We start from the raw sequence: 14025 nt of genomic DNA on the forward strand, positions 1-14025 counted from the left end.
GGCGAACCGCTGGACGTGAGTTCCGGGTATCTTCCGCGAGCCGGTTCACAGGGGTTGGGTGGCGGCGATGCATGGGCCACGCTTGTCACCCGCGTGATGAAGATTGAGCCACCGTCACGCTCACCGGCCACGGCTGGCACCATGGCTGCCATGTCCGCCGGGCCACCCTTCCGCCTCGCACGAGCCGCCGTCTTCGCGACGGTGTGCGTCGTGGTGACGGCGCTCGGACACGCGCTGATGTCCGGTGACACCCTGCCGGTGTGGGCCGTGGCCGCCGCGTTCGCCGGGACGACGGCCGCCGCGTGGTGGGTCGCCGGGCGCGAGCGCGGTGCGCTGGTGGTGACCGGTGCGACGGTGGTCGCGCAACTCGGCCTGCACATGGCGTTCCGGTTCGCGGAGGCGACAGCCGCTCCCGCGGCGGTAAGCGCCACGGGCGACGGGGTGCCGGGGACGCGGGACATGGGCGCCGCCCCGATGAGTGGCGGCGCCATGGGCCATATGCACCATGGCGCGGACGCGATGTCCGCCACCACGCCGTCCATGGGGCATCTGCCGTGGCCCTGGGCGGGTCCGGGCGGGCCGGGCATGGCCACGGCCCACCTTCTCGCCGCGCTGATCTGCGGGTTGTGGCTGTGGCGCGGTGAGCGGGCCGTCTTCCGGCTCGGCCGCGCGCTCGCGGCCCTGCTGTTCGTCCCGCTCGTTCTCGCCCTGCGCATCCTGGGCGCGGGCGCCACTCCGCTGCCCGCGTGGCCGTCCGCACCGGCCATCGCCCGCCGGTTGCGCGGAGTCCTGCTACGGCACGTCATCCTCCGCAGAGGGCCACCGGCGCGGTTCGCCGCCTGCTGAACCGCCCGTCCTTCCCCGCTCCTGTCGGGGCCCCGCCCCGATGCGGGGTCCTGACCCGAGCTGGGGCACCGCCCCGATCCGGGGTGAGCGCCGACGACGGGCGGAGTACCGGCGCCTGCCCGGCGCCGGCCCCATCCGTCGGCACCGCCGGCCCCTCGCCGCCCCGCAGCGCCCAAGCGCGCCGGTGGCGCCTGCCGGTGTGCCGTTCACCGCCTTCCGAAGGACGTTTGACGATGCCTTCCCCCATGCTGTCCACCGCACCGAGAAGGGCCGTGCAGCCCGTTGCCGTGCACGGGCAGGGCTTCGCCGCCGCGGCGAACGACCGGCAGGTCACCGAATGGGCCCTGGCCGCCCGCGACGGCGACCGCGACGCGGTCGACCACTTCATCCGCGCCACCTACCGCGATGTGCGCCGCTTCGTACTCCATCTCAGCGCGGACCCGCACGGCTGTGAGGACCTCGCCCAGGAAACGTATCTACGGGCGCTGACGGGGCTGTCGCGCTTCGCGGGCCGCTCGTCGGCCCGGACATGGCTGCTGTCGATCGCCCGGCGCGTGGTCGTCGACCGCTACCGCATGGCCGCCGCCCGCCCCCGCACCCTGGACGCGGACGACTGGCAGGAGGTGGCCGAACGGGCGCAGCCCGTCGGCCTCCCCGGGTTCGACGAGGGGGTGGCGCTGATGGATCTGCTGGCGGCGCTCGCCCCGGCGCGCCGTGAGATGTTCCTGCTCACCAAGGTGCTCGGCCTGCCGTACGCGGACGCCGCCACCGCCACCGGCTGCCCCATCGGCACCGTACGTTCCCGTGTGGCCCGCGCCCGCGAGGACATCAACGCACTGCTGGCCGCGGCGGAAAGGGCGGCGGGGCCCGTGCGGTTGGCGGGCTGAGTCCGAAGCCCGAACGACGATACGGGGCGCGGCGGGCGGCAGGCCATCAGCGGCTGCCCGCCGCGCCCCGCACGTCGCCGCCTGCCCGGCCGGTGACGTACAGGACCCGAGTCCTACGGAACGCGAGTGGGACGTGAGCTCTACAGACGCGAGCTCTACAGGCGGGAGCCCTACAGACGTGGGCCTTACAGACGGGAGGCCCTACAGGACGCGGACCAGCCGGGCGCATCGGCGGCAGGCGCGGGCCGAGGGAGCCACGACCGCGTGTGATACGGCGGCGAAGGCCCCGGCCAGCGCGATCAGCGGCCAGTCCGTGGCCAGGAGGGACGCGACGGTGAGCGTGAGCGTGGCGACCCCCATGGCCACGCCCGCCGTGGTACCGGCCCAGGCGATCGCCAGGGGCAGCCGGGGAGGTGTGGGCAGCCGACGGGCCAGGGTGCCGGTGACGGCCAGTGCCAGCGCGGCGAGCAGCGCGATGGTGCCGACGACCGTGGCCAGTTGCGTGGCGAGCAGCTGGGCGGCGCGTGGCACCGGAGCGTCCTGGCCGGATGCGGTGCTCGAGGTCAGATACCAGCAAGCGGTGAGGAAGGGGGCGGTGAGCGCGACCGCCCGGGCGGTATGGCGCGCCTGTGCGATGGTCAGCTCCCGCTGACAGCCGGGCGCGAGTTCTTGCGGCGTCCCGAACTCCCGGACCGCGTCGTCCGCCGCCCGGGTGGGGGTGCTCCCGGCGCGGATGTGCGCCGCCACCGTCTCCGTAAGGCCGTCGCGCATCTCCTCGATCATCCGCGCCTTGGCCCGCGCCGGACCGTGCAGGACGGCCGTCAGGTCGGCGACGTACACCTCGACGGGATCGGCTTCGACGGGATCGGCCTTGAAGGGATCGGCGTCTACGGGACCGGTCTGCCGGTCGTGGGTGTTCATACGGCGGACCGGGGCTCCGCCCCCGGGTTCAGCACGGAGCCGATCGCCATGGTGAACTCCCGCCATGCGGTGCGTTCCTCGGCCAGACTTCTCCGTCCCGCGTCGGTGAGCTGGTAGCTGCGCCGCCGTCGTTCGCCGACCGACTCCCAGCTGCTGGTCAGCAGCCCCAGCCGCTCCAGCTTGTTCAACGCCGGGTAGATCGTGCCCGTGCGCAGGTCGAGCACGCCTCCGCTGCGCCGCTGAACCGCGGTGATGATCGCGTACCCGTGCAGTGGTCCCTGTTCGAGAACGGCCATCAGCAGGCCGTCCAGGTGTCCTCGCACTCTGTCTGCCCTCATGGATAGGCAGCCTACCTATAGGGGGTGTAGGCGTGCTATGTATTGGCAGCCAACATATAGACCGCCGGGTCGGAAGGCCTCCCATGACCAAGCTGTTGCTGTCCATACATGTCATCGCGGCGATCCTGGCGATCGGGCCGATCGCGGTGGCCGCCTCGCTCTTCCCGCGCTATGCGCGCCAGTCCGCATCGAACCACTCCGCCCAGTCCACCCAGTCCGCATCGGCGCGGCCCGAAGGCTCCGACGCCCAACGCGCCACCGCGGTCGCCGCGCTCCTGCACCGGATCTGCCGTGGCTATGCCCTCGTGGGTATCGCCGTACCGCTCTTCGGCGTGGCCACAGCCGCCCAGCTCGGTGTGCTCACCGACGTCTGGCTCATCGCGTCGATCGTCCTGACCACGGTCGCCGTGCTCGTCCTCGCGCTGGCCATCATCCCGGCCCAGGGGGGTCTGCTCACCGCACCGGAGGACACGGCCACGAACGGGAATTCCGCGGTGGCGGCTCGGCTGGCCATGCTCACAGGGGTCTTCAACCTCCTCTGGGCGATCGTCGTCGTGCTGATGATCGTCCGACCGGGCTCGACCACCGGAGCGTGATGCCGTGCGCGAGCCGCATGGCCCGGGCCCTGTGCGGGGACCCGGACCCCGGGCGGAGGCATCGGCCGGATGGAGGGACGGACCTACGGAACCGTCAGCGACAGCAGCTCGGACGGCTTGTGCAGGATCACATCGGGCTCCGCCGCGAGCAGGGTCTTCTCATCGGTCTCACCCCACATCGCGGCCACCGCGGTGATTCCGGCCCCCCGCGCGCTGGCCAGGTCGGTCACCGCGTCCCCGACCATCACGGTCCGGTCGGGGTCCGCGCCCATGATGTCCATCGCCTTCAGCACGATGTCCGGCGCGGGCTTGGGCCGGGCCACCTCGTCCGAGCCGAGGATCACATCGAACTGCTCATGGATACGAAGGGTGTTGAGCAGCGAGCGCGCCCGCGGGCCGCTCTTCCCGGTGGCCACGGCGAGCCGCAGCCCGCGGTGGCGCAGCTCCGACAGCAGTTCGGGCACACCGTCGAACACCTCCACCAGGTGGGCGAGCCGGTAGCTCTCGCGGACGAACGGGCCCTCCATCTCCAGTGGCAGACCCATGATCCGCATGATGTCGGGGAAGTAGCGGCCCAGATGGCGGTTGTACTCCTCGAAGGGCGGCTCACCGTCGCCGACGACCTCGGCGTAGGCGAGGGTGAATGCCTGGCGCATCACCGCGAAGCTGTTGACGAGGACACCGTCGAGGTCGAAGACCACCGAGGTGGCCGGGGCGATACCCGCGCCGGAGGGCGGGCCGCCGTGACTGATCGGATGGCTGGTCATTGAGCACTCCCGTGGTGCGGGCGACGAGGGCGGAGCCGAGGAGGCGGTGGGAGGTGGGAGCAACCCGTGTCGGCGCGGTTCACACCGGCGCCGACTCCCGGACATCCCGGACCTCCCGGGGAATCCGGGCCGAGGCGTAGACCCGTTCGATGGCGCCGATGGTCCGGCGGACCTCCTCGATCACCCGCCCCCGCCCCGCCGGGTCGCGCAGCTGCGCGGGAAGCATGTCGAGCTGCCGGTCGTACTCGGTGCCGATCGGTTCGGTGGGTACGGCCACCGGGCGGGTCGTACCATCGACGGTGCGGGTCAGAGTGGACTTCTCGAGGCGGTTCGGGCTGAATCCGAAGGTACAGTGCAGGGTCGCGCTGCCGTCGCTGCCGTCGATCGTGACCCGGGTGGTGTCCAGCGCCTCGTGCGAGGCCCAGCTCGCGTGCAGTACGACCGAACGGCCGTCCTCGGTGATGAGGAACCCGCGGGCGGTGTCCTCGACATCGGTGGTGCCGTTGGTGGCGCCCGGGAGCGCGGGGCCGCCGTCGTCGCCGCGCCACGCGGCCCGGGAGGACCGCTGGGTGATGAAGTCGGCGGACACGGTGCCGATGGCGTGCCGGAACGCGGCGGTGCCCAGCAGCGGAACGGCGATGTCGAACAGATGCCAGCCCAGGTCGACCAGCGCCCCGCCGCCCGCGAGCGACCGCTGGGTGAACCAGCCGCCCCGGTCGGGTACGCCGCGCGCCCGCACCCAGGCGAGTTCGACATGGCGGATACGGCCCAGCCGGGCGGCGATCCGGTACAGCCCGCGCACATCGGCGCGGTAGCGCGCCGCGCTTCCGGCCAGCAGCACCGCGCCACCGGAGCGCTCCGCGGCGGCCAGCCGCTCGGCCTCCTCCGAGGTCAGGCACACCGGCTTCTCCAGGAACACCGGAATGCCCTTGGCCAGCAGCTCGCCCGCGACCGCGCAGTGCAGATGGTTGGGCACCGCGACCACCGCCAGATCCACCTCGGCGGGGTCGAGGTCATGGACCGCCGCCAGCAGCGGCAACCGGTCCGCGCCCTCGGCCTCGGCCTCCGCCACCGCCGCGCGGCCGCGTTCGTCGGGGTCCACCGCGGCGGTCACGGTGAAGGCGGGGTTGCGGCGCAGCCGGGGCAGCCAGATCGAGCGGGCCGCCCACCCCAGACCGACCACCGCGGTCCGGATCGGCGTCTCGCCGATGTGCGGGGCGCTCATGCGCCCGCGAGCACATCGGCGACGACGGCGGCCACTTCGTGCATCTGCGCCTCGCTGCCCAGCAGCACCCGGTGGTGCAGCCATACGCAGTCGCGGGTGAGCGCCTCGGAGTGCGGGCAGCGGCGGGCGAGTTCGTCCACCGTCAGATCCGGCGCCGCGGCCTCCCAGAAGGCGTCCGTGCGGTAGACCGCGCGGAAGGCGACGAACGCGGGCACTCCGCGCTCGATGAGCACGTCGACGACCTCGGCGCGGCGCTCCTCGGTGATGCCCGGCACCCGGAACATCGCCATGTAGTGCGGGTTGCGGTCGCCGCGGTCGTCGCGCGACTGCGGTACGACACCGGGGATCTCGGCGAGCAGCCGGCCCAGCACCGGCCAGCGCTGCTCACGCGTGGTGATCTGGTCCTCCAGACGGGCGAGTTGGGCGCGCAGCACCGAGGCGGAGAATTCGTTCAGCCGGAAGTTGGAGCCCGAGGTGCGATGGAAGTAGCCGCGGTCGGTGCGCGGACGTCCGCAGCTGTGCCGGACGAAGCCCTTCTCGTACATCTCGGCGTCGGGGAAGAGCACGGCGCCACCCTCACCGGCGGTCATCAGCTTGCCGTTCTGGAAGCTGAACGCCGCGACCGAGCCCAGCTCGCCGACCCTCTTGCCGCGCCATCGCGCACCGTGAGCGTGGGCCGCGTCCTGGATCAGCGGCACCCCCGAGTCGGCGGACAGCTTGTCCAGCGCGTCCATGTCGCACATCTGACCCGCCATGTGCACCGGCATGATCGCGCGGGTCCTCGGGCCGATGGCCGCCTCGACCGCCGACGGATCGACGCAGTACGTGTCCGGGTCCACGTCCACCGGAATGGCCACCGCGCCCAGCCGCTGCGCGGCCTGCGAGGAGGAGATGAAGGTGAACGCGGGAACGATCACCTCGGTGCCGGGGCCGACGCCGAGCACTTCGAGGGCGAGCTCCAGCGCGTGCGTCCCGTTGGTGACCGCCAGGACGTGCTCGCTGCCATGGGCCGCGGCGAACTCCGCCTCGAAGGCATCGACCTCACCGCCCCCGACGCGCCACCATTGCCCCTGCTCCAGGGCCCGGATCAGGGCCTCGCGCTCCTCGTCGCCGTACTGCGGCCATGCGGGCAGCTCGGATCCCAGTCGCACATCATTGCTCATGATTTCCCTACTCCCTTAATGCGTTATGGAGGCGGGTCCGCGGCGGACGCATTAGCACGCTAACCGGACGGCGGGCGAAACGTCATTCCCCCTCAGGGCCCCCCTACAGCCCCCTTAAAAACGTGGTTGATCAAACTCCCACACCGAGGCCAAGGGGGTCGTGCTATAAATGGCACTTCCGTGATGAGCCGCTGTAATTCAGCCGATCCCACATGGTGAGGTGCGCAGTGAGCAGGCTGTTGTTGGTGAACGGACCGAATCTCGGCATCCTCGGGAAGCGCCAGCCCGAGATCTATGGCACGGATACGCTGGAGGACATCGAGCGCTGGGTCGGGGAAGAGGTCGCGGAGCGCGGCTGGAAAGTGGATTCCTACCAGTTCGACGGTGAAGCGGAGATCATCCAGACCATTCAGGGGAACTACGACACGGCCGGCGCCATCATCAATCCGGCCGCGCTCATGATGGCCGGATGGGGACTTAGGGACGCACTGGCCAACTATCCGCGGCCCTGGATAGAAGTGCATCTGTCGAATGTCTGGGCCCGTGAGCAGTTCCGCCATGAGTCGGTGACCGGACCGCTGGCCGCGGGCGTCATCTTCGGGCTCGGCGCCGTGGGCTATCGGCTAGCAGCACGCGCCCTGCTGGAAAAGGTGCCGGACTGAGCGCCCGCCGCGCCGTCACCCCACACCGCGAAGGCTGACGAGCCGGGAGACGACCATCAGTCATCTGGGAATCGACGTGGGCGGCAGCAAAGTGGCGCTGCGCCTCGAACACGACGACCTGAGCGTCCGTGAATCCTCCTTCCGCTGGGCCGGGCCGGACGGTACGGACGCCATCACGCCCGGCGGTGCCACCCACGACCTCGAGCTGCTGGCGCGGCACATCAGGGAGCTGTGCGCGGGCCACCCCGAGCGGCTCACCGGCGTCGGGGTCGCGCTGCCCGCCACCCTCGACGCCACCGGCGCGGTCATCGCCTGGCCCGGCCGCCCCGGCTGGGCCGGAGTGGATCTGCGGGGCGCGCTGTCCGCGCTCTTCGGCGAGGCCGAGGTGCGCTGCGCCGACGACGGCGATCTGGCCGCCCTCGCCGAAGCACACGAGGCGGGCTGCCCCGATCTGCTCTACCTCGGTGTCGGCACCGGGATCGGCGGTGGCATCGTGCTGAACGGAAAGCCCGTCCCCGGTGTGGGCCGCGGCTCCTGCGAGGTCGGCCACCTGATCGTGGACCGCGACGGCCCGCTGTGCGACTGCGGCCGGCGCGGCTGCGTCCAGGCGGCGGCCTCGGGCCCGGCGACGCTGCGCCGGGCGGCGCGGCGGCGGGGCCAGGAGGTGGCGTTCACCGCGCTGCGCGAGGCCGTGCGGGACGGAAGGCAGTGGGCCGTGGCGGCGCTGCGGGAGAGTGGCCGGGCCCTGGCCACGGCCGTGACCGGTGTGTGCGAGCTGGTCCATCCCTCGCTCGTGCTGATCGGCGGAGGGTTCGCCGCGGTGATGCCGGAGCTCGTGGCGATGGTGGCCGAGCGGACGAAGGCGCTGGAGCGGCCGGGGCATCCGCTGCCACCGGTCCGGCCTGCGACACTGGGTGGGCTGTCGTCACTGCACGGCGCCGTTCTGCTGGCCAGGGGATTGCCGGACTGATCCGGCGCCCCTTGACCCTCACACCGTGTCAGGCGCTGAACTCGGAGCCATCATGTTCACCATCGGAGACTTCGCCCGGCACGGCCGCGTCTCGGTCCGGATGCTGCGCCACTACGACGCCACCGGACTGCTGCTCCCGGCCCATGTCGACCCCGCCACCGGATACCGCTCCTACTCGGCCGCCCAGCTCAGCCGGCTGAACCGGATCATCGCGCTGAAGGAGCTCGGCTTCACCCTCCAGCAGGTGCGGGACATCGTGGACGACAAGGTCGGCACCGAGGAGCTGCGCGGCATGCTGCGGTTGCGGCGGGCCGAGCTGGAGGCCACGGTGGCCGCCACGGCGGCACGGCTGGTGCAGGTCGAGGCGAGGCTCCGGTCGATCGAGAGCGAGGGGCACATGCCCACGAACGACGTCGTCATCAAGACCCTCCCCGCGGTCCGGGTGGCGGAGCTCACCGCCACCGCCGCCGGTTTCGGCCCCCAGGACATCGGCCCGGTCATCACGCCGCTCTACGACGAGCTGTTCCGGCGCCTCGACACGGCGGGCATCGCCCCGACGGGCCCCGGTGTCGCGTACTACGAGGACGCCCCGGAAGGCGGCGGCGCCGTCACCGTCCACGCCGCCGTCCAGGTCGCCGCCCCGCTCCGGGACGGTGCGGACCTGAGGATCCTCGATCTGCCGCCCGTGGACCGGGCCGCGACCATCGTGCACCGGGGCCCGATGGACGCCGTGGTGCCCACGGCCCAGGCCCTGGCCCATTGGATCGACGGCAACGGCTACCGGTCGGCCGGCTACCCCCGGGAGATCAACCTGGAGTGCCCGGAGAACCGCGACGAGTGGGTCACGGAACTCCAGGCACCGGTGGTCCGGGCCTGACGGCCGGGCCGCGGCGGGACGACAGGCGCGGCCACGCGAGTGGCGGCCATGCGAAGGGCGGCCACCGGCCGGGTGGCCGCCCAGTCGGCCGAGGTGGTCAGGAGGCCTATGATCGGCTCCTTCCGCGGGGGCGGCCCGCCCCGGGCGGTTCGGTGCGCGGGTCCACCCCCAGCTGCCTCAGCTGTTCGAAATCGGCCGTGTCCATCCTCTCCAGGATCTCCAACTGCCGGGCCAGGGCATCGGTTTGGCCCTCGACGTCGTCATGCCGTCGGAGCGCGGCCGCCGTGGTGATGTGGAAGCGGGCCAGGGCCACCTTCAGACTGCGGCTCTCCAGGATCATCCGGTAGCGGGTCTCCTCAGCCAGCGCGTCCTGTACCGATCGGACCGGCCGGGCGAAGAACAACGTGACGATCTGCCCCACCCCGAGCGCGCCGAGCACGGCGGGGCTCTGCCACCCGATACGGTCCGGGAGGAAGACGCCGACGAGCGACAGCAGAAGTGCGCCGGCCAGCAGACATGTGCCCAGCCCCAGCAGGAACTTGCTGGCGAAGCCCACCGTGTGCTGCGCTCGCCGGAGCCGTTCGGCGGTCTGGATGCGATAGTCCCGCATCCTGGCGTCCTCGTAGGACAGGATGCCCTGCTTGTCCTGGATGTACGAGGAGTAGCCCACGAACTCCGCGTCCCCGCCACGGGACAGCCGCCGGTCGTCGTCCGGCCGCGAGCCCAGGAAACGGGCCAGCTCCGCGAGACCGATCATCACCTCGGTGTGCAGCACACGCTGGCAGAAGTCCAGGGCCGTCAGATGGCGCTCCAGGGTCCTGCTGGCGGTGAGCGCGTCGGAGACGACGAGCTGCCGCACGTCGTAGCGGGAGCGGATACCGGTCAGCAGCAGCTGGACCTTGATGTCGGTGAGGACACCGATCACCACGACGTGCGTGGTGTCCTGCCGCCCGTCGCCCAGCAGACCGTCCAGCAGCGTCGTCAGCGGCGCCGGTTCGCCGAGGTCGGGGCGTCCGCCGGAGCTGTGCTGGAAGTCGAAGAGCGTATTGGACCGCACATGGTGGACGCGGAGTTTCCCGCCCCAGCCGTCCTCGGCGTCCGCGGGCGCGCGCAGATCCGGGGCCAGCACGTCGGTGAGCCCGTCGACGTACGCCGCCCCCCAGGTGCCGGCCTCGCAATGCGCCCCGTACTGCCTGCGCTCCAGGTCGTACGTTTCCCCCGGGACATGCCAGTCACGGATGTTGATCAGATGCAGGACGCCGTCGCCGTGTCCGCGCATCCGGGAACCGACGGTGGCGTCGAGGAAGCGGGCCAGTGGCGAACGGCGCAGCTCCGCCTCGGACAGGACCCGGCGGTGGCCCTCCGTGCGGAGGGACGCACCGCTCTCGCTGTCCAGCAGCAGCTTGGAGACCGCGCTGTCCGGCAGGGACAGCTGGCAGTCCAGGTTGAGGAAGAAGTCGTTCTGCAGGCACTGCGTGATGAGTATGTACTGCGACGGTGCCGTCGGCTCCATCGCCACCCCCCATGGATCTGAGTGTGTCTTCCCGGTGTGCCACAGGCCCTCAGCGCGGCAGCAGCGGCCACTGGCTGGACAGCCGCATGGCGGCCTCGGTGACCGCCGGATCGCCGGACTCCATGGCCACGCCGTCCAGATAGGCGTGGGCCGCCGCCTCGTACAGCTCGTCGACCGCGTAGAGCCGCTCCTCATGGGCCGCGCGGCGGGCGCCCGCTCGGGCGCTCACGGTGGCCTCGGCCTCCCTGGCGCGCTCGGAGCCGGCGAGGTCCGTCTCGATGTCCTGCTCCAGCTCCCGCAGCCGCTCGGCCGTGGTCCGGTACGCCGCCAGATACGGGTGCTCCTCGCCCAGCCCGATCAGGAAGGCGATGCCACCGGAGAGCAGCAGCAGCGCGACGAACATCCAGGACACGCTGTGCGGGTCCAGGTGCAGGGACTCGATGAGGCTCGGTGGGTTGCGCACGCTGTCCCCGACATCCGCGGCCACATCGGGCGGCAGATCCAGCGGAGGCTCCTCCCGGAACGCCACCTTGGCCCGCAGGTCCCCCAACGCCCAGGCGCCGTACGCCCATACGCCCAGCAGAGCGAGGGCGGGCACGGACGCCAGCCGGATCCCGCCGGTGACCGAGCGGCGCCGCAGGATCCAGCCCGCGATATGCGGGGCGAGGATCATCGCCACCGCCACGGCCACCATGAGGCTGTAGGAGAGCAGATCGGCGAACCGCCCGACACCGTGCAGATTCTCGAACACCGAGTAGTAGACGGGCAGTTCGACCACGATCAGCGCGGCCAGCACCCCGAACTTCATCCAGCGCGGCATGCCGGGGCGCGCCGCCGCGCCCTCCCACGCCGCCCTGGTGGACAGGGCCCGCTGGGCCGCGTCCGCCTCCGCCACCGGATCTTGGTCGGACACCGCCTGCCAGCCGGCGTGGCCGCCGGTGGTCTCCGGCTCGTCCTCGCGCCGCTTGGCGCCCGGCGGCTCGGGACCGGTGGCGCCGTTGCCGTCGGCGGGCATACGGGCGCGCAGCCACCGGCGCTCGAAACCGCCTCGTACGGTGTCGCGGAAGGTCTGCCACCGGTCGGCCCGCCGCGCCAGCCGGTCCAGTTGGTCGATGGTCACCGATTGCTGCTGCTCCAGGGCGGCCCGCCGCCGGCCCGCCCGCTCCAGCCGCACTCCGGCGGCGCCGGCGGCCGCCCGGACCCGGCTCGCCTCCAGCGCGCCGTCCTCCTCGGCCCGCGCCTGCTCCTCGGCGAGCCGGTGTCTGACCTTGTTGCGCACACTGGCCAGTTCGGCGAAGTAGGGCACCCGGTCGGGACTGGCCAGCACCCAGGGGTCGAAGACCTTGCGCGTGGCCGCCGAGGCGCCGTGCTTGCGCGCCCGGTCCAGCAGCCAGGCGCTGTCACCGGCCCGGATGACATCCGAGGCGACGGGCTCGGGCTGGGGCAGCGCCCCGTCGGGAAACCGCCGCGCGGCAGTCCGCCCGCCGCGGCGCCCGCGGTCCGCGTCGGCCCTGCGGCGGAGCAGCCTCAGCCGCCGCGGGGCCTCGTCGTCACCGGCGGTAGGTGGTGTGGACATGTGCCTTCACCCTCCCCTCCAGAAGCTCCGTCCAGAAGGAGTTGAACTGCTCGTACCGGGAGGTGTCGGTGCCGTACTTCATGCCGTAGCCCACCGGGTAGACGTCGGCGCCGGACAGCTCCGGCCTGCCGTGCGACTTCAGGAACCTGTCGATGACGGTCCGGCGGCTCGCGGCGGTGGACAGGTCCTGCCGCCCCAGCCGGAAGTCGGTGTCGCCCTGGTCGAAGTCGCTCACCACCAGGACGTCGAACGAGGCGTCGTCGCCGGACGGCTTGGACAGCGCGATGCGCGACAGGCCCCCGAGCACATCGGAGCCGGGCTCCTCCTTCTGGGCGCAGCGCAGCAGCTTCAGGGCGTTGGAGAGGGCCACCGCGCGCATGGTGGTGCGGGCCCGCTCGCGGTCGGCGGTCTTCGAGGTGCCCGGATCCAGGTCCAGCGGGCTGACCTGGCACTTGGACGCCTTGGACACCTTGGTGATGGGGGCGAAGGACGTCTTGCGGCACTTCTTGTCCGCCAGGAACGTCTGCAGGGTGGCCTTGAGCTTGGCCTCCGAGTCGAAGCCGGTCCGGGTGGCAGCCGCCGAGCCGGAGCCGTCGACCACGACGCCGCACGTCTGGGAGTAGCGTGACGGCTCGTCGGAGCCGCAGGCGGTGGCGCCCGCCGCCAGGGCGAGCGCCAGCGCGGCGGTGAGCGCGCGCCGCCGGTGCCGGCGCCGCCGGGCGCCCGGGTGCTGCGGAGCGGGGCTGTGGACGGTCTGGACGGTCATCGCGCGGTCCTCCCGTCGACGCGGTCGGTGTTCTGCCGTTCGAGTATGTGCAGCGCCCGAGAGGTGGCCGTCCGGGCGCTGTCGTCGTCGGCCAGCAGCCAGACGTCGGGCCGGTACCAGGACCCGTCCAACTCCACCCGGCCGGGCAGCCAGTCCCCGGGCGGGCGCCGGGGGAGCCGGGAGAGCTGGGGATGGGTCTCGCGCACCGCGTCCCAGTAGCAGGCCAGTCGCTGATTGGCCTGGTCGACGACGGCCTGGGCATGCGACCGGCACCGGTCAACGCTGGTGCGCCACTGGCCCATCCAGTGGCCGTACCGCGCGAGCGCCGCGGGCCGGGGGTCCTCCCGGACGTCGTACTGGGTGACCACGCGCACCGATTCCGCGCGCAACCTGCTGAGCAGGGCGTGCTCCCGCCCGATGAGGGCGGCGCGCATCTGCTCGGTGGCCCGGCGGACACCGGTGCGCACCTCCATCACATACGGAGTGATCAGCAGTTCGGGGGCCGGTGGCTCGATGGGCGGCGGTGGCGTCTTGCCCCGCTCCTCCTCGGGCGGCGCCGGGAGCGGGACGCGGGGGACGCCGCGGGCGCCGTCGCGCCTGCCCCGCCATCGGGCCGCGAAGCGGGCGGTACGGCCGAGCCTTCCCCGGCGCACCACCCCGTTGACACTGTCGGTTGTGATCATGGAAATGGATCCCCCGATTTCCCCGGCGCGGGAATTCCCGCACCGGACAGCCGCATTGCGGACAGTGGAATTCCGCTTTCTCCCGCAAAGGGCTCGCAGTCGATGTGGATGACGATGACGATGTCGTTGTCGATTCGATTCCCTGTCAGACCGTATCGATGAGGTCGTACCCGGGAATGCTCCCCATAGGACACGATCCTGAAAACGCCCGGAAGTCGACCGGAGAACGCCCTCG

General features: G+C 72.0%; 15 protein-coding genes. 6 read left to right on the plus strand and 9 right to left on the minus strand.

Annotated elements, in window-relative coordinates:
* Positions 1-150: 150 nt before the first annotated feature.
* Positions 151-846, plus strand: a complete 696-nt coding sequence (locus LIV37_RS46095) for a hypothetical protein (protein ID WP_148717926.1) — start codon at positions 151-153, stop codon at positions 844-846.
* 233 nt (positions 847-1079) lie between these two features.
* Positions 1080-1733, plus strand: a complete 654-nt coding sequence (locus LIV37_RS46100; protein WP_121826582.1) for a sigma-70 family RNA polymerase sigma factor — start codon at positions 1080-1082, stop codon at positions 1731-1733.
* Between the two features lie 201 nt (positions 1734-1934).
* Here the strand turns inward: LIV37_RS46100 and LIV37_RS46105 are convergent, their stop codons facing one another.
* Complete coding sequence (locus tag LIV37_RS46105; RefSeq protein ID WP_020873953.1) at positions 1935-2654, minus strand: permease prefix domain 1-containing protein; 720 nt, start codon at positions 2652-2654, stop codon at positions 1935-1937.
* Positions 2651-2992 (minus strand): PadR family transcriptional regulator, encoded by a 342-nt coding sequence (locus LIV37_RS46110; protein ID WP_121826581.1) that lies wholly within the window; start codon positions 2990-2992, stop codon positions 2651-2653. Before LIV37_RS46110 ends, LIV37_RS46105 begins: the two co-directional genes overlap by 4 nt.
* An 83-nt stretch (positions 2993-3075) precedes the next feature.
* Here LIV37_RS46110 and LIV37_RS46115 point away from each other — a divergent pair, with 83 nt between their 5' ends.
* Positions 3076-3588 (plus strand): hypothetical protein, encoded by a 513-nt coding sequence (locus tag LIV37_RS46115; RefSeq protein WP_020873955.1) that lies wholly within the window; start codon positions 3076-3078, stop codon positions 3586-3588.
* An 83-nt stretch (positions 3589-3671) separates the two neighbouring features.
* Here LIV37_RS46115 and LIV37_RS46120 read toward each other — a convergent pair whose 3' ends face one another.
* The 3 genes from LIV37_RS46120 to LIV37_RS46130 all read right to left on the minus strand — a co-directional run bounded on the left by LIV37_RS46120 (position 3672) and on the right by LIV37_RS46130 (position 6743).
* Entirely contained in the window at positions 3672-4355 is a 684-nt protein-coding gene (locus LIV37_RS46120; protein ID WP_020873956.1) for an HAD-IA family hydrolase, read from the minus strand.
* Positions 4356-4434: 79 nt separating this feature from the next.
* Complete coding sequence (locus LIV37_RS46125; protein ID WP_020873957.1) at positions 4435-5580, minus strand: Gfo/Idh/MocA family protein; 1146 nt, start codon at positions 5578-5580, stop codon at positions 4435-4437.
* Entirely contained in the window at positions 5577-6743 is a 1167-nt protein-coding gene (locus LIV37_RS46130; RefSeq protein WP_020873958.1) for a DegT/DnrJ/EryC1/StrS family aminotransferase, read from the minus strand. Before LIV37_RS46130 ends, LIV37_RS46125 begins: the two co-directional genes overlap by 4 nt.
* 227 nt (positions 6744-6970) lie before the next feature.
* Between LIV37_RS46130 and LIV37_RS46135 the strand changes: the two genes are divergently transcribed.
* The 3 genes from LIV37_RS46135 to LIV37_RS46145 all read left to right on the plus strand — a co-directional run bounded on the left by LIV37_RS46135 (position 6971) and on the right by LIV37_RS46145 (position 9252).
* Positions 6971-7405, plus strand: a complete 435-nt coding sequence (locus LIV37_RS46135) for a type II 3-dehydroquinate dehydratase (protein ID WP_121826580.1) — start codon at positions 6971-6973, stop codon at positions 7403-7405.
* Positions 7406-7481: 76 nt separating this feature from the next.
* Entirely contained in the window at positions 7482-8375 is an 894-nt protein-coding gene (locus tag LIV37_RS46140) for an ROK family protein (RefSeq protein WP_243146534.1), read from the plus strand.
* Positions 8376-8427: 52 nt separating this feature from the next.
* Positions 8428-9252, plus strand: coding sequence for a MerR family transcriptional regulator (locus LIV37_RS46145; protein WP_020873960.1), 825 nt, complete (start codon positions 8428-8430; stop codon positions 9250-9252).
* A gap of 106 nt (positions 9253-9358) precedes the next feature.
* On the opposite strand, the gene LIV37_RS46150 is transcribed toward LIV37_RS46145, so the two are convergent.
* Genes LIV37_RS46150 through LIV37_RS46165 form a run of 4 tightly spaced genes read right to left on the minus strand, consistent with a single transcriptional unit; the run spans position 9359 to position 13790 of the window.
* The gene (locus tag LIV37_RS46150) at positions 9359-10765 is read right to left on the minus strand and encodes a hypothetical protein (protein WP_020873961.1); all 1407 of its coding nucleotides are present in this window, start codon (positions 10763-10765) and stop codon (positions 9359-9361) included.
* A gap of 49 nt (positions 10766-10814) precedes the next feature.
* Positions 10815-12341 (minus strand): hypothetical protein, encoded by a 1527-nt coding sequence (locus LIV37_RS46155; protein WP_020873962.1) that lies wholly within the window; start codon positions 12339-12341, stop codon positions 10815-10817.
* Positions 12316-13107, minus strand: coding sequence for a hypothetical protein (locus LIV37_RS46160; protein ID WP_020873963.1), 792 nt, complete (start codon positions 13105-13107; stop codon positions 12316-12318). Before LIV37_RS46160 ends, LIV37_RS46155 begins: the two co-directional genes overlap by 26 nt.
* Positions 13104-13790: a hypothetical protein gene (locus tag LIV37_RS46165; protein WP_020873964.1), complete on the minus strand. Its 687-nt coding sequence runs from the start codon at positions 13788-13790 to the stop codon at positions 13104-13106. Before LIV37_RS46165 ends, LIV37_RS46160 begins: the two co-directional genes overlap by 4 nt.
* Between the last annotated feature and the right edge of the window lie 235 nt (positions 13791-14025).

The sequence above is a fragment of the Streptomyces rapamycinicus NRRL 5491 genome, assembly GCF_024298965.1.
Taxonomy (GTDB): Bacteria; Actinomycetota; Actinomycetes; order Streptomycetales; family Streptomycetaceae; genus Streptomyces; species Streptomyces rapamycinicus.